The sequence below is a fragment of the Legionella sainthelensi genome (genome assembly GCF_900637685.1).
GTDB lineage: Bacteria > Pseudomonadota > Gammaproteobacteria > Legionellales > Legionellaceae > Legionella > Legionella sainthelensi.
Map to the genome: position 1 here is coordinate 1,430,678 of NZ_LR134388.1, position 16,704 is coordinate 1,447,381.

A 16,704-nucleotide genomic window follows, 5' to 3' on the forward strand; every position below is an offset into this window, starting at 1 on the left:
TGATCCTTATGATCATTATTTAGTTTGTCATTTTTTGGGCTTTGAGTGATAAGCATAACCCCCAGCCAAATCCTGATATAAAGCAACTAAAGACATTGCAAGTTCTAATTTGGCTTGATTGGTTGTAAGCGCCAAGTTATCCAAATATATCTTACTTTGTAATAAATCTTTATAAGAAATTAATCCTGTTTTTAACAAACCTTGTTGTAATTTATATTTGCGGCGATAATCTTCTTCTGCCTGTAAATATGCAGTAAATTGTTCATTCATTCGTTTATTAGCAGAATAATCAGTATCGACCTCTTTTAAAATGCGTTTTACTGTTTTCTCAAATTCAGCGACTTTTGCATGATAGGCGCCTTTGCTCGCGGCGACATTGCCTAAAACACTCGGTGTTATTGTCCAATTTACATAAGTATCTACTGATTGTGCAAAAGAATTGTGAGGTAAGCTAACGTCACCAAGAAAGTCATCTAATTGTAAGGCTGGAAAAAAATTACTGTATGTAACAGAGATTTTTATGTGTGATTCTTTTAACGCATATTCTGCCATTTTCATATCCGGTCGATTATTTAAGACTGTGGCAGGTAGGCTTCCTGGTTTAAAGCGAGTAAAGTTTAATGAGGCAAAATTATTCTTATTTTTTACTCTTCCGGGAATTTCGTTAATTAAAAAGCGAAGAGCGTTTTCACTAAATACAATATTATGCAAAATGGGTTTTATTTGCGCTGCAATTATTTGTTCATCAGATTGCAACTGAGCTAAATCAATTTCATTAACTAAGCCAATCTTGATATCTTGTTGACTCAATGCAATCAAGGATTTTAAATCTTTATCAAGTTGCTGCAGCAATCTTAATTGTTCCATTTGAGCAATTAAAGTGAAATAGGCTGAGGTAATTTGACCAATTAAAGCTAAGCGCACTCCATCAACAGCGGCTTGATATACTTGGAGATTATACGTAGCCTGCTTTTGCTGAGTATAAAGTTGCATAATATTTAAAACATAGTAAGGCCATGCGCCATAAAAAGCACCAGGAACACCTAAGGCCGGGTTAGTGGAATAACCAGCAAATAATTTTAAGGTTGGAATCCAACCGAGCTTGATTTGCTGTAATTCTCCTTGAGCTTGTTGGACATTTCCGATGGCGATATGAACATCCATATTATTCTTTAAGCCAGTTTCAATTAAGTGATTTAATTCTAAATCATGAAACTGCTGCCACCAAGCGGTATAAGGCAGGTTATTTACTGGTTTATATGCTTTTGTACTGGAAGGAAATTTTTGAAGGGGTGTAGAAACGTGTTGCTCAACATTTCTATGGCAGCCAGTTACTATTCCAATCAATAATAAGAAGATGGAAATCCTTTTTAGCATGAATAATTCATTATTTGAACATTATTTTTGATATTGTAAATTATTAAAGGTGGTGAAGACTATATTTATTCCTATTTATTGAGTTAGTCTTTTTAATCAAGATGATTTAGAGGTAAGGACGTTGTTTCGCAAATAGTTCTTAATATAAAACTCGATTGAACGCTTGATACACCATTGATCCGAGTAAGTTTATCTAATAAAAATGTTTGGTAAGTGTTCAGATCCGGTACTATGACTTTTAATAAATAATCTGCGGATTGTCCGGTAATCATATAACATTGAATCACCTCAGGAAGAAAGCGAATCTCTTCTTCAAAATGGCTCATCACGTTGGGTTGATGATTGTCTAATCCAACTAAAACAATCACTGATAGTTTTAATCCTATTTTTTCTGGATCAAGAAGAGCAACTTCTTTTTTAATATAGCCATGATCCTCAAGTAGTTTCACTCTGCGAAGACAAGGAGAAGGAGATAGTGCCACCATTTCTGCCAATTCTTGATTGTTGATTTTGCAGTTTGCTTGAAGAATATCAAGTATTTTTTGTCAATACGATCCATAAAAAATAAAAAATTATATAAATATTTGACATTATAGAATATTATTTTAATAAATAGTATTTTTTTAAAATAAAAAATTAAAAAAATCAATTTTCAAACATCATTTTGCAATTTAATTTCAAAGGTTTTGAATTAAAATATGTTGGTGATGGTTAATTGTACATCGTGAACACAAAATATTGTTTTCTTGTTTTTGAGGATATTATGTCTACTTCCCGCGTTGTAGCCTGGTTTGTTTGGGTTGTTGCCTCGATTTTTTATGCTTATCAATATGTCTTAAGAGTTATGCCCAATATTATGATGGATGATATAACTTCTCAATTTCACATTGATGCAACAGTATTCGGGCAATTTTCTGGTATTTATTATTTAGGTTATTCTTTAATGCATTTACCTATTGGTATTATGCTCGATAGATTTGGGCCCAGGAAAGTGATGACAGTATGTATTTTGCTTCCTGTTATTGGTTTGTTACCACTTATTTTCGCGGACAACTGGATCTATCCCCTTATAGGCAGGGCTTTGATCGGTATAGGATCTTCTGCTGCGATTTTGGGCACGTTTAAAATAATAAGAATGTCGTTTAAAGAACAATATTTTTCTCGTATGCTAAGCTTTTCAGTTATGATTGGCCTAATCGGAGCTGTCTATGGAGGAGGGCCTGTAAGCTATCTTTCTCATACTTTAGGTTATAAAGTGGTTGTTGAAATTTTTATTGTTCTAGGGTTAATACTTGCATGTATTACCTATTTGATTGTTCCAGAAGAAAAACCAACTTACCATTCCTCAGTCTTTACTAATGTGAAAACCGTTTTTTCCAATAAAAAAGTCATCTTGCTTTGTTTTTTTGCGGGGTTAATGCTAGGACCTTTAGAAGGCTTTTCGGATGTATGGGGTTCAGGTTTTTTAAAACATGTATATGGTTTAGAGCCTTCGGTAGCTAATTACTTACCTTCAATGATTTTCATTGGTATGTGCTTTGGATCGCCTGTGTTAAGTTTGATTGCAGAAAAAACAGGATATTACCTAGGCACGATCATTACTGCAGGAATAACGATGTGCTTGGTTTTTGTTGCACTTGTCGCAGGTGTATTAACTGTATCAAGTATAACAATATGCTTTATATTAGTAGGTATGTGTTGTGCTTATCAGATTTTGGCTATTTATAAAGTGTCTACGTATGTTCCTGATCATCTTGCTGGTTTGACTACTGCCATTGCGAATATGATCATTATGATTTTTGGCTATGGTTTTCATACAGTTATTGGTATGGTCATTAATGCCCATGGCGGGATTCGTGATGCAAGTGCTTTTATTTACGGAATAGGAGTTATTCCAATAACATTAGCTCTAGGTGCTACAGGTATACTTGTCTTGGCGTATCAGGACAAATTTGGGGCAAGAACATCAGCAATGAAAGAGCGTCTAAGCGAAGCTTAGATTGATTTTTAATATTAAAATAAAATACCTCCTACCAAAAGCACTAACCTTAGCATCCGCTGGTGGACTATTGATGACATGCAGTGATGTGAAGTTTCTATAGGTTTGGTGCTTTTTTAGGCCCTCCTCTGTTGTGGATGCCTGTTGAGAGGAAGGTGATGTAAGGGAAAACGCCACCCTCTGCGTAAGCAGGGGGCTGTTGGATCTATTCCTGCAAAGTAGAAACAAACTCAAAATATAGATCACGTAGTTATTACTAAAAAACTTAATGATAAGGTTGCCCCAGCATTATCCAATATTCAATCAGCATGTGATTTTTAGATATTAGAACATTATTTTGATAAAATAATTATAAACATAATAGTCGTCCACACATTTCCTTATCTCAGAGATGAGTTTAAGGAATAGATTTATTATGATTTAATAGGATTTTTTAAGTTAGAAGATGACAAGGTTTGTTTTAATAAGTTATTATTAAATATGTAATCGATATGTTGTTTACTCAAATATGGGCCGTTAGCTCAGCTGGTAGAGCAGGAGACTCTTAATCTCTTGGTCATAGGTTCGAACCCTATACGGCCTAATCAATGAAATCAATAGAGTATAGTTTTTATAGAAGGGTGCATTCTAGCTCCAAGTGCGACAATGATTTTTATACTGCTGTATAAACAGTTCCTTAGGCATTTTAAATCCCAAACATTTTCTTGGGAATAGGTTCATTTTATCAGCTAATAAATCAAGTTCTTTTTGTGCTACATGATCAATTGTAGCCGTTTTTGGTAAATATCGTCTTAACCAACCGTTCATGTTTTCATTACTTTCCTTCTGCCAAGGTGAATGAGTTTCACAGTAGTAAACATGGCACCTCATAGTATCGTCAAGATACCTATAATTAGCGAACTCAGCCCCTTGGTCGAAGGTTATAGACTTAAACATTTGTTGAGGTAAGTTTTGAAACTTAGCACTTATTTTCTCTATAACACCCTGGGAATGCTTGCTATTATTTTTAATAAGAAAAACCATTCTCGATTTACGCTCAACTAAGGTTGTAATCACTTGTTTTTTGTTACCCATAAATTGAATTGTATCTCCTTCCCAATGGCCAAAACGGGTTCTTGAATTAATATCAGCCGGTCTTTCTGTAATTAAGCGTATATCACCTCCAAAGCGACAGTGATGTTCTTTTCTTGAGTAACGTTTATATCGTTTAGGTTGTTTATAAGGTAAACAATGATAAAGGTCTTTATTTTTTGACTTGTATACATATTGATAAATAGTTTCTGGACAGACATAAATAGTCAGCCTGTGATATTTCATCCTTCCGGATATTTGCTCTGGACTTCAGCCCTTCTTTAAACTTCTGCATACATAGTCTCGTAAATAGCCATCCTTATCTAGTTTACTGCGACGACCATTGGATGCTCTTAATAGTGCTTTTTGATGGGCTATACTAGGCAAATATACTGCTCTTTATTACGACTAATCTCTATATAGTGTGGATGGATGGCGTGATAATTTTTTGGATATCGCTCTTATCGATAGACCCATATCTAGATAGGTATATAAACGTTGTCGATCACTCTTTGTTAAATGAGTATAATCCCTCATGTGACAGACTCCTTTGCTTTGATATTCTTGTATTCAACAACTTGAATATACAGCATTTTTGTCTGTCGCACTTCTAGTTAGAATTTGCCGAATCGTTAGACCAGTGGCCGGTTTAAATTTTTTTGGATATGTCCCACAATGGGCCGAAGTTTCAATCGAGTCTGCCCCTATTCATTCCTGAACTTATAATTACTGATTTTTAAAACTCCTAAATCAATAAGCTTTCATTGAATACCAAAAATTCAAATGAATACACTCAGATAAAAACATATTAATGGTAGTGTTCTCCGTTTTTAATTAAGCGTTTTGGCAACGTTCTTTATAGTATATTGTGTGCTAAAGCGCTGATGGAGAATGGCTGGTTTGAACCTCAGCCATTTCTCTTATCGAGCTTTCAATTACCAAAGAAATTGGAAAGTGACATTTCTTCTGAAGCTGAATGCGCATCTTCTGCCTCTTCTGGAATGGATTTTTTACAAGATGCGTTTTTGGCAAATAATCCAAATTTATTTTTCTTAAAAGAAATTTTATCCTCTGCAGTTTCAATTAAAAATTCTTCTTGTTGGGGATTTACTACACTCAAATTTTTAATGATTTTAGTATAATGATATTTCTCTTCATGTTCCAATACAAATATTTGGGTCATTTTTGTAATATAATCGTTACTATTTTTATAATTTAAAAACTTTTTAACATGTTTGGCAAACTCATCAAATTGGTTTGAAGTTCCCTGAAATTCAACATCTATGGCTCTTCCATCATTAGGAGAAATAACGCTATAACTTGATGGCGCATGAGTTGTGAATTTTTTTTTCTCAACTTGAATACATTCAGAAAGAGGTCTTTGTTCCTGTATAACTTCATCTGATGATACTACAGGAGATTTAGTCGCAGCGTGACATATTTGGACTCTTACATGACCATTATCTTTTAGATGAAGACTTATTGTATTTTTAATACAAGTAACTAATGAAGGGAAAAAATTTTTTCTTAATCCATTGATAGAAGCATAAGTATTACTCCCTTTTAATGGAACCCCCGAACCTATAATAACAATTTCATCATAAGAAGCTGCTTCTTCTAATGGATGCATTTTATCTTGAAAGTCGATTAAGAGCTTTTTTTCTCTAAGAGAGTCTTTAGAAAATAGTTCAGAGTCAACAAAATTATAATTTTTTACATCTAATGCTTCAACTTCTTTGGCTCCTTCTTTTTTAATGAGCATGACTGCTGAGTTAGTCGCATTTAGAGATTTGCCACGAGCCAAAGTATGATTTAGAAAAAGGCCTAATTTGCTACCCATCGCATCATTTTTAGTGGGATTAATTAAAATGATTAGCTGTTTTTTGGGGGGGATCGGATTTTCGGTGCGAGATAACATAATTTGTCATATAAAATAACTGCTACTATAAATAAAACCAAAAATACTGTCAACTATTCGATCTTTAAATATTTTTTATGGACAATATCAATCTTGAATTTTTAGTTGTCTTGTCATTGGAAATACAAATGAGGAATTTCTTAATTTATGATGATGTAATTCTTTCTCGTAAAAAATGCACTTTTTAAAAGATAAGTTAGTTGTCATGAATTCAGGACTCGAAAATTGGTTATATGGTAACCAATCTTATTCACAGCAGGGGGCTTTACGCCCCGAGAAAAAATAAGATCAATCTATATATTGAAGATATTTTCTAAATCCGATACATCTTCTTCTATGGTTACCTTATCCGTTGTATCTTTTGGGGTTACTTTTTCGTTAAGCCCTGACGTTTTCTGCTCCAGGACCAGGTCTGTCTCTTTTGTAGTGAAAAATGATGCATCGTAGGTGCTTCCTGCTTTCATACTTCGAATGATTCCTGTAGAGTAAGATAACGAAAGTCCCGACGGTTTCTCCATTTCCATCTTTTCTTCTTCCATATCCATGATTGTACGGGTTGTTAAAAACTCTTCTTCAGCGAGAGCATTTCTTATATCTTCTTGATTAAAAGGAGTATCAATATCATGATTAACTAATTTGACACTTTGCAAAACGTTTTTAAATATAACTTTATCGTCTTTTCCGGCTTGATTCAGGTACCGCATAAACTCATTTTGAATCTCTAAATCATCTTTCTTATTATTTAAGATATTTTTGCAAGGGCCACGCATTTTCATAAAAGCATTATTTTGAGTTGTTACATCAAATACCCTGGCATCGTTTGTAGATATGATACTAAAAGATTCAGGAGCACTTAAAGTGGCATTTTTTTTATTAATTGCTTTTGCTGTAATTCTTTGAGCAAAAGTAGTGGTTTTATCGAGATCTTTACATGTATTGGAATGACAAATCTGCACTCTAATATGGCCATTGTCTTTTAAATAGGAAGAAAGGATATCTTCTATTGGCTCAATCAAACTTTGAACTTTATTAATGCCGTTAATACTTTTATAGGCAGTTCTTTGAGAATTCGGAACTCCTGCACCTATAATTAGAATACTATCAAAAGAATTTGAATCTTCAATAGGTTTAATTTTCTTGATTCTCTTTTCAAAAAAGTTATATGATTTAACTTTTTCACCCTTGAATGCTTTGGATGGCTCTTCTTTCACATCTATTGCTTGTATTTGAGCTGGACCTTGAACAAGGGCTAACGCTGACATATGAGCTTTGCCGCCACGGGCAACAGCATGTCCTAGAAATAAACTTAATCTGTTATCCATATCTTGATTTTTATTAGGATTGATTAAGACGATTAATTGTTTCTTTGGTAATTTTAATTTTTGGCTAAACGGCTTTATGCTCTCGTCAAATTTGCTTTCCACTCTAATATCTCTCAGTTCATACTTTCCTTCGTTCTTTTTATTTTTCCCAGTCTAGAAATTCCTTATTACATGAAATAATAAGGCCCCTTTAATGTGGTGCTTAAATTATATCATATAAGTTCAATTTGAACAATTAATGTATTTGATCTAGTGCTGCAGAGAATCAATAGGTAACGCTTCTGATTTTCAAGCGCATTCGGCTAAATCCACTTCCGGTTTATCCATCGTGTTACTCGGAAAACACGTGTTGAAAAACCTCTTTTTTTGACTAAAGAGAGCTTTCAGAATTTATTAATGATGCTTTATCAATGTGTTTTTCAAGCACAACTTGGAGATCCTATGATGTGATTATATTTTGTGAGGATCTCTCAGGAACAAGTTGCGGCAGGTAGAGGGGGATCGTCAACACGACTTAATCTAAAACAACTACATTAAAAGAATTTATATTTTTAAAGCATAAGATTTTGAGACACATTCAATAAGAAGGAAGCTTGAAATAAATAGAGCAAGTTAGTCAAGACTTCTTGCAGTAGTTTACCGCACTTAGGGCAAAGGAGATCACTCCCTTTTTATGAGCCTGAAAATGAGGATTTATTATTGCACTCACAAATCTCTTTTACATCTATTTTATTAGAATGATTTTTAAAAAAGTGATATTGGGAGAATAAAGAGGCTGCTTTGTTGTACATATAATAGCCCCCAAATATGATTCCTGCTGTTGACATACTTCTAGTTGCATCGATTAATGATCTTTTCGTAGCAGTTTGAATTACATTGTATCCACTTTTGAAGAATAATGACATCATATATCCGTCCTGTTTAATAATTAATTAATCCTATTAAATATCAATCATTGATTCTAAATGAAATTTTTGCGAATGCAACTATAACTCATTAGAATGTATCGATATTTATATAGAAGTTAAAGAAAATAATAGAGAGATACAAAGCATTAAGTTTTCAAACAACATCCTTGTTTTTGTTGATTACATTCTTTTTGATGGATTATTTACTGACTTTTCAGTGTCATTTTCTTCAACTCTGGGCCAAACTTTTTTCAATGGTTCAGGTCCCATTAAATCATCTAGGCCGAAAATAATGCCGAAGGTTAAAGCTGACATAGGGCTTCGTACCACAACTTCTTTTAAAAAGTTGACTTTCATAAAGTGAGAAAGGGCTTCTTTCTTACCAACTGATTTGACATGAGCTTTCGCTTGGCTAAACATTGTGAAAGGAGATACAGTCAATAGATGGCCATTTTCAATTTTTGTTGCTAGAACTTTTCGGTCAGCATACGAGTTAGGAATCGTTGTAAATACTGTTGCGACTACACCTGCAGTTGCACCACCAGCTAACTTGTTATAAAAGTCGTTATCGAATTTATAAAAGGAGCTAATATAATCGCCTACAAAACCCAAAGCAGAAAAGTTAACGAAGCCTGCAAAAGAACGCGATCCCCAATTAACACCGGTTAATTTCCGATAATTTTCAAAAGACCATTTGAAATTTGTTTTAGTAATAATACCAGCATTTTCCAATTTTGATTTTCCACCTAATGCATTACTTATGAGAAGATCTGCTTGCGAAAAAAGGAATGTTCCCATCCAGCGTTGACGACCAGGTATTTCTATTTCTTCTTCTTCAATTACTTCTTTATTTGCTTGCTTTGCTGTTACGGATACTGCTCCTCTTTTTTGACCAGCAATAGCATAAGGTACAAAACCACGATACATGCTGCGAAAAAGTCCTCCATTAAATCCACTTGGAGAATTTACCTGAAGTCGAGTGAGTATCGATTGAAAAGGTTGTGTGAGCATTGAGACAGAAAAAGAAATTGCTGCTGTTTTAACCCCTAAGTTTGCCAAAAAATAAGGTGTTGGCGAGAAAGTCAATCCTGGATTACCTGAGTTATTTTCTGTTTTTTCTTGCATGGTAAATACCTCTACTAATTTTTTGTCGAATGGTAAATAAAATTTATTAAGGAAATATTAAGAAGGAAAAAATAAATATTGTTTCCAAAAATGCACATTCTCTGTTTAGTTTTTTATTTCTTTATCCGATATGGTTAAGGGTGAGATTTGATGGTTCATTAGCTGCATCTTCAAGAGATAATTTGTGTTGTTCCGTGCAGTACCCTCTATTTTTTATGAGTCGTTCTTGTCGGGCTTTGCTTTGTCTTTGGAGTACCTTGTCAATGCGTTTTTGTTTTGCATTTGCTAAAAATTCACGCATAGACCGCTCTTTTACAGTAAGCCTAATGTCCGCATCCATGGAGTCTTTTTTTTGATATAAAGTATTACGAACTTTGGATGTTTTATACCATGTACCCTGGAAAAGAGAATATTTTATTTTATCTTGCCATGGAGAGGTTATGATGCCTGCATAATAATCGATGGGTGAACTAAATAATATTAAATTTTTATTGAATCGCTCAGCGATGAGTTTTTGACTTCCTTTATTGTTACAGAAAAAAAGTTTAATATGATTTATTTTATGATGTAAATATACAAAATCAGAATTGAAGCGATCAGCAATTTTTTCAATATCAAGCTGAGTTGTTTTGCTGGTAATAATAGAATGACTTGCTAAATGAAAGGGTTGGCTCCAGCTGTCTATTCCGTGTGCAAGTACATAAAGAGTGATTGTTCCCGCTGCATTTTTTAGCACATTATAATCAATTGGCTGACCATGTTGTATAATAAGTATATTTTCCTCACTAAGCCTTCTTTTCCACAGAGTCGCAGCAATACATAAATCGTTTTCTTCATGGAAGGGTATATATAAAATTTTCATACAAACATTCTTTATTAAAGCTTTGATGCGCGATTATACAGTTAGTGCGCCTGTTTTTCAAAAAAAAGCTAATTATTATTCATTTGGTGTTTTTCATTATCATTGAGATCATTTAAGAAAAGGCAATTTAAGCATTTCTATAACAAATCGTTCACATCGATATAATTGCTCAAGATCGACAAATTCATTGGCGCGATGCGCTTGTTCAATGCTTCCAGGACCACAAACAATAGTAGGAATTTGGGCATTTTGGAATAGTCCCGCTTCTGTGGCGTAGGCTACTTTTGATTGTTTTTGATTTTGGCAAATAGCTTGTGCTCCTTGCACAATTGCTTCGGAAGGTAGTGTCTCAAGACCAGGTGCGTTAGCAATGTTTTCTAAAATTATTTGGGCACTTGGTTGCTCTTGATGCATACTGGGAAGTAATTCATTTTCGATGTAATCCATTATTTTTCTATGAATCTTATCTGAATCATCTATTGCTAAGTTTCTAATTTCGAAAATAAATTCGCATAGGCCTGGGATAGTATTATAAGCATTTCCCCCTTGGATAAGATTCGTCGATACTGTAGTATAGGGCACGTCATATGCTTCGTCTTTATGTCCTTCCGATTTAAATTGGTTTGCTAAATTACGAAGAAAACCGATCAAAGATGCGGCATGTTCTATAGCATTACATCCCTGAGAAGTAAGTGATGAATGAGCAGCAACTCCATGAATTTTGCAACGATAAGAGTGTATTCCTTTATGACCAATAACGGGTTGCATGGAAGTTGGTTCACCAACAATACATGCTTTAGGTTGGTAATTGAGTACTTTGATTTTATCAATGAGGTGTGGTGCGCCACGACAACCAATTTCTTCATCATAGGAAAAAGCAAGATGTATAGGAAATTCAAGTTTTAATGCTTTTAATTGAGGAATGAGGCTCATAACTACAGCGATAAAGCCTTTCATATCACATGCACCTCTGCCATAAATACGTTCATTTTTAATGGTGGCTTGAAATGGATTGCTATCCCAAATTTGTCCATCTACAGGAACAACATCAGTATGTCCTGATAAGATAATTCCCCCATCAAAACGATTATTATGAGCAGGAATAGTCGCTAATAAATTTGCTTTTAACTCTTTACTGTCATGAATTATAATAGGTTTTATTTGATAATCATTCAAAGCATTAGCCAGAAACTCTATAAGCGATAAATTCGAGTTACGAGAAGTAGTGTCAAAAGCGATGAGTTTTGTCAGCCAATCTATAATATTCATATGTTTCTCATAGTTAAGATGAAGTAATTAACCTAAAAATAATTGTTCTATACTTGTCATAGTTGCCAAATTATTTCAAGGAGTGAAGCATTATGAAAAAAAACTTTTATTTGCAATTTCTTTGTTTATAACTTTTAGTACCTGCTATGCAAGTAAAATTGTTATTGTTGGTAGCCCTGTTATTTTACAAAAACAAGGAAATGTTTATTATTTGCCCAACCGGTACACAATAACTACCTCTTATTACTATGTTATGGTGGATGGATCGAGACAAGTTTGTTATATGGATAAGCAACCCGCTTTATCTGTATTAAATACTAAATATATTGACGTAAATTACAAAGGTTCCACTATGACCTGGATTTGTTATCCTTTTGATAACAACTATTTTGAAACCCCATAATATGGGTAATGGATTGATTTTAATAATCGAAGTCGATAAAAGAACACATTGACAAGTAAAATTATTCAATAAATTTATTGGATCATTACATGACCCAATAAATTTATTTTCTGAATTCGCTATTACAAATTACGCTGCTTACTCTAGATTAATTTTGTTTGTTTTTAGGTGAAAAAAAGTCATTAACCACTGCTTGAAGTGCTTTTAAATGAATTGGCTTAGAGAGTACTTTATTGATACCCAAGCGAGAATATTTTTTTTCCGCTTCGATTGACGTATTTGTTGTTAATCCAATAATCGGAATAGATTGTTTATGTAATTGATTTTCCAGTTCACGGATGCAAAGAGCAAGATTTTGTCCTGAAAGATTTGATAAATCTGCTTCAGTAATGATTAGGTCAAAATCATTGGTTTCTATTAATTCTAGAGCATGTTCTCCATCTATTGCAGAATAAAACTCATAACCCGCTTGTTCTACCACATTTTCCATCATATGCAAGGAAAGAATATTATCTTCAACTAATAGAACAAGAGGTGAAAGGTGGGCAGTATCTTTCTGAGAATCTGATCCAGCAATATCATTGGACGATGGCTTGTCGTTATAGCCAATCTTCAACGTCAGTGTAAAATAGAAAGTGGAACCTTTGCCAATTTCGCTTTCCAGATTAATTTCCCCGCCTAATAGACTTAGATATTTTTGGGCGATATGTAAACCTACACCATAACCGCTATGAGTGCTTTTATAAGAAGGAACAGCACGAAAAAAACGATCAAAAATTTTACTTTGTAATTCCGGAGGTATGCCAATGCCCGTATCAATCACGCTAAAGCGAAGCTGGGTATAATTATTTTCGAGTGAAAGTGCTTCCACTTTTATGGTGACGACACCATTATCAGTAAACTTGATGGCATTGCCTACCAGATTTAATAAGACCCTATGGATTTTTGTAGCATCAGTGATTACGGTGTTAGGCACGGTCTCATCAATTTCAATATTTAATTTAATTTTCTTCATTTGCAACGTGGGTTGTACAAGATGAGCTATATCTTGAATATTTTTGCGTAACTCGAATAGTTCTTCATGGACATCATCTTCTCTTAAATTATCTGTAGCTACGATTTCCATAACACCATTGAGTAATTGGAGTAATTGCTCACCACTTTCATGAATCCAACGTGCGTATTGCTTTCTTTCTGGATTCTGCTCCTTTTCTTCTAAAAGCTTTGACATTCCTACAATCCCACTCAATGGAGTGTGAATATCATGGCTCATGTTGGAGATAAACTCATTTTTTGCTTGGTTGGCAACTTCTGCATTTTCTTTGGCACGACGCAACGCAACTTCCATTTTTTTACGTTCAGTTATGTCCAGCGAAATTCCTAAAACACCGATAACTTCATTTTTTTGATTACGTAAAGGGACTTTTTGTGAGTAGTAAATACCCATTCCATTCGCCATTACGGCATACTCTTCTGCAGTATGAGGTATACCTGTCTCCATTACTAATTTATTAACTTTGTTTAATTCTTCAGCCTGATCTTTCCACGGCATATCAAAGTTTGTTTTTCCTATAATATCTTTTCTTGACTTTAATTGGGCATTTTTAGCTTGCAAATCATTACATCCTAAAAAAACATTATTTTTATCTAGCCAATAAACATGTCCTGGCATTAATGCAATGATATTATCGTAATACTCATGAATAGCTTGTAATTCATTTTTAAATTTTGATCGTTCACCCTCTAGGCTTAGAGTGAGTTGATGAATTTCATTATTTTTTTCATCAATAATTTTTTGTAATTCATTTATTTCTTTTGAATCCATTTTTCACCGTGCTCGATGTTAGGGAGTGCATTTTAGAGTATCGCATTATAAGTAAATAGTGCCTCATATTAAGAGCAAATAACATATTAATGAACACCCTACGTATTGATTATAGTCAAGAGAAGTTAAAAATTCTTGGCTCCTAATTTTTAGATATCAGTGATTATAAACTAATTTATGAGAAGAATGTCTATATTTTTTGCAATTTGACTTATACTATGCAATAATCTTGATAAAAATTTTATACCTGCTTAGAGTTTTGTATTTATTCAATACGAGCAAATAGATAATAAATTGATTGAATATAAATTATGAGTAGCTAATTAAAAGTGCAGAGGATTATACAATGCCAAAAGTTAGAGGCCCTAGAGACGGTAAAGTGATTACCGCTAGTTTTGATGGAAAAGAAAAAAGTCTTTTTCCTTCTTTAAAGACTACAAAAGATTTAGTTTTGTTGAGCATTCGAGGAAATGAATATTGCACAGGTGACTATCTAGGAGCCATTGTGCAGCAAGCTGTTGCTACTCATCAAACACCTGTAGATCATTCTGGTGTGAAAGGAAAAACAACTTTCTTAATTGCTGATGAAATTTATTGGCATAATATCAAGCAGTTGATCTCTAGCGAACCAGAAGTTGAGCGATTGAAGCAGGAGGCTATAACGATAGGTGATGATTATTTTTTAACCAATTTAAAGTCTTTTTTAACTCCATTGAATATGACTATCGAGCAATTCAATGAAAAATATCCTGATCAATCGGTTAATGAAATGATTACCATTATTAATCAACTGGCTGAGGAACAAGGAAAAAACTTCGAAATTGTTCGTTGGAAAACTTGGGTTGCTCAAAATGAAGGCCAAGAAAAAATCAATAAACTGATGAATTTTTATGATTCGGTGGAAGGGCTTAAAGAATCGGTTAGTAAGACACAAAATGATTTTGTTAAGCGGCATGGCAAAGACGGTGATGAGGAGTTATGGAGACTTCGTTCCCATGACTATTTAACTGAAGAAAGCCCGGCGGTGATGTGGTTGGCAGCCTCTTTAGGATACAATTTTATAATCTATCCTGGTGAGATTTTACCTCCTTTTGAAGCAACAAAAGAGTTCTTTGTTGTACCAAAACATGTTCCGCGAATTTCACAAGGAAAGAATATCCTAGAGGAGTGTGAGCATAATGAATATAGCCTTCATACCGATGATCCCACTCGCTTAGTAAATTGGTTAGAAGTTAATTTTAAAAGAAGTCATCCACCAAAACAGCCTGTAGTTTCCGTAGAAAGCCATACCCATTCAGTGGATAAGTCATTGAGTTCTGTAGAAAAACCATCTACGCCTTTAGAGAAAAAAATGAGCTTTTTTTCTCCTTCATCACCAAGAAAAAAAGCTAAAGTTGGTGTGCTTGATACCCCAAGGGAAGAAACAGTAACAATGGATATGTCGTTTTCTAATCAGAATGTATTAATGCTTGGCTCCGCTCTTGAAGGAATAGGTAAAGCAATTATCAATACCTATTCAAATGGAAACAAGACACCAAACAATGCATCTGTTTTGTCCGATGCGTTTGCGGGAATTACTAAAGAAATACTAACAAGCGATCTTTCTTCGTCAGATAAGATGAATTTTTTAGTAGGTATTCTTAATGGCGTTATGAAAACAAATGGGACTTCTTGTACCTCTTCATCTGATACTCCTTCTGATAATATGTTGTTAGGATATCCTAGGCAATCGCGTTGTATGTAAAAAAAGAATTCTTAGTTTAGTCTGTAACGAGAGTGTTTTATAAAAATTTATGTACCATATGCTGCATGTCAGCATGGTACATAAAAAATGAAAACCAGGTTAGAGCCAACAAACTGTTAACTCTTTTACGTAGCGCCCCACTTTAGGCTCTCTACATTATTGGAAGCTCCTTCGGATAAATCCTCTACTTTTGTACTCTCCCTCACTTTCTATTCTTGCGTCTTATTTGAAACTTAGTGAATAACGCGACCTTATAATAAATTCTGAATTGCAATTGCGGCAACACCCACAGCAACAGCTTGTAGAGTATATCTGCTGGGTAGATTATTTTTAAAAAATCCATAATAATCATTGTTAGACGAAGTTTCTAAATAAGAGGATACTTCTCTCTTTTTAGACACTGATTGAAATCCGATATTTTTTTCTATTTTTGCATCGGTAAGTAATTTAAACTTTTGCGTCTGTTCTTTTTGCTGTTGTATTTCTTTCTTAAGGGCTATTTCACTTTTAAGGTTGCTTTGCTCATGCTCTAATTTTCGCAGCTGTCTTTGTAATTTGGTGCAATAGGATTTTGAGGTATTATTCTGCAGTTCTTGCTTCAAATCATTTTGGGTCTGAGTGAGGTGTTTATGAGCCGTTTTTAGATTTTTGATCTCTGATACTTCAATAAATATAGACATGAGCCAATAAAATGCCTTAGTAAAAAACCATTTATTTTTCCATTCTTTGTTTAATTGAAAATAATCTTGTTTTGCTTGTTTAAAAGCAGATAATTTTTGATCAATTAAGTCGGCTTTAATTTTTAACTGATTCCATTTATGGTTTAACAATTCAAGTGACTTTTCGAGAGTTGTTATCTCATCTCGTGGTGGTAGCTGGAC

At 33.9% G+C, this 16,704-nt stretch carries 12 protein-coding genes, 1 tRNA gene and 1 pseudogene; 4 read left to right on the forward strand and 10 right to left on the reverse strand.

Going from position 1 to position 16,704, the window contains the following annotated elements:
* Positions 1-27 precede the first annotated feature (27 nt).
* Together EL220_RS06400 and EL220_RS06405 are read right to left on the reverse strand one after the other, a co-directional pair.
* Positions 28-1,377 carry a TolC family protein gene (locus tag EL220_RS06400; RefSeq protein WP_027271140.1) on the reverse strand — a complete coding sequence of 450 codons (1,350 nt, stop codon included), beginning with the start codon at positions 1,375-1,377 and terminating at the stop codon, positions 28-30.
* 92 nt (positions 1,378-1,469) lie between these two features.
* Positions 1,470-1,916: an Lrp/AsnC family transcriptional regulator gene (locus EL220_RS06405; protein WP_232002735.1), complete on the reverse strand. Its 447-nt coding sequence runs from the start codon at positions 1,914-1,916 to the stop codon at positions 1,470-1,472.
* 224 nt (positions 1,917-2,140) lie between these two features.
* On the opposite strand from EL220_RS06405, the gene EL220_RS06410 reads away from it, so the two are divergent.
* Positions 2,141-3,376, forward strand: a complete 1,236-nt coding sequence (locus tag EL220_RS06410) for an MFS transporter (protein WP_027271138.1) — start codon at positions 2,141-2,143, stop codon at positions 3,374-3,376.
* Positions 3,377-3,886: 510 nt separating this feature from the next.
* A tRNA-Lys gene (locus EL220_RS06415) sits at positions 3,887-3,959 on the forward strand.
* 44 nt (positions 3,960-4,003) lie between these two features.
* On the opposite strand, the pseudogene EL220_RS06420 reads toward EL220_RS06415, so the two are convergent.
* From EL220_RS06420 to argE, 6 genes and pseudogenes are all read right to left on the reverse strand, one after another.
* A pseudogene (locus EL220_RS06420) lies at positions 4,004-4,984 on the reverse strand (IS30 family transposase).
* Between the two features lie 394 nt (positions 4,985-5,378).
* Positions 5,379-6,287: a hypothetical protein gene (locus EL220_RS06425; RefSeq protein ID WP_232002664.1), complete on the reverse strand. Its 909-nt coding sequence runs from the start codon at positions 6,285-6,287 to the stop codon at positions 5,379-5,381.
* A gap of 371 nt (positions 6,288-6,658) precedes the next feature.
* Positions 6,659-7,789, reverse strand: a complete 1,131-nt coding sequence (locus EL220_RS06430) for a hypothetical protein (protein ID WP_232002665.1) — start codon at positions 7,787-7,789, stop codon at positions 6,659-6,661.
* Positions 7,790-8,775: 986 nt separating this feature from the next.
* Entirely contained in the window at positions 8,776-9,720 is a 945-nt protein-coding gene (locus EL220_RS06445) for a hypothetical protein (RefSeq protein ID WP_027271135.1), read from the reverse strand.
* 121 nt (positions 9,721-9,841) lie between these two features.
* The gene (locus tag EL220_RS06450; RefSeq protein WP_027271134.1) at positions 9,842-10,582 is read right to left on the reverse strand and encodes a hypothetical protein; all 741 of its coding nucleotides are present in this window, start codon (positions 10,580-10,582) and stop codon (positions 9,842-9,844) included.
* 108 nt (positions 10,583-10,690) lie between these two features.
* On the reverse strand, positions 10,691-11,851 hold the full coding sequence (argE, locus tag EL220_RS06455) for an acetylornithine deacetylase (protein WP_027271133.1): 1,161 nt from the start codon (positions 11,849-11,851) through the stop codon (positions 10,691-10,693).
* A gap of 82 nt (positions 11,852-11,933) precedes the next feature.
* On the opposite strand from argE, the gene EL220_RS06460 reads away from it, so the two are divergent.
* Complete coding sequence (locus EL220_RS06460) at positions 11,934-12,254, forward strand: hypothetical protein (protein WP_128130845.1); 321 nt, start codon at positions 11,934-11,936, stop codon at positions 12,252-12,254.
* 148 nt (positions 12,255-12,402) lie between these two features.
* Here the strand turns inward: EL220_RS06460 and EL220_RS06465 are convergent, their stop codons facing one another.
* The gene (locus EL220_RS06465; protein WP_027271131.1) at positions 12,403-14,079 is read right to left on the reverse strand and encodes an ATP-binding protein; all 1,677 of its coding nucleotides are present in this window, start codon (positions 14,077-14,079) and stop codon (positions 12,403-12,405) included.
* 346 nt (positions 14,080-14,425) lie between these two features.
* Here EL220_RS06465 and EL220_RS06470 point away from each other — a divergent pair, with 346 nt between their 5' ends.
* Positions 14,426-15,823, forward strand: a complete 1,398-nt coding sequence (locus EL220_RS06470) for a hypothetical protein (RefSeq protein ID WP_027271130.1) — start codon at positions 14,426-14,428, stop codon at positions 15,821-15,823.
* Between the two features lie 251 nt (positions 15,824-16,074).
* Here EL220_RS06470 and EL220_RS18720 read toward each other — a convergent pair whose 3' ends face one another.
* A complete protein-coding gene (locus tag EL220_RS18720; RefSeq protein WP_232002666.1) occupies positions 16,075-16,653 on the reverse strand; it encodes a DUF4407 domain-containing protein in 579 nt (192 codons plus the stop codon).
* Positions 16,654-16,704 lie beyond the last annotated feature (51 nt).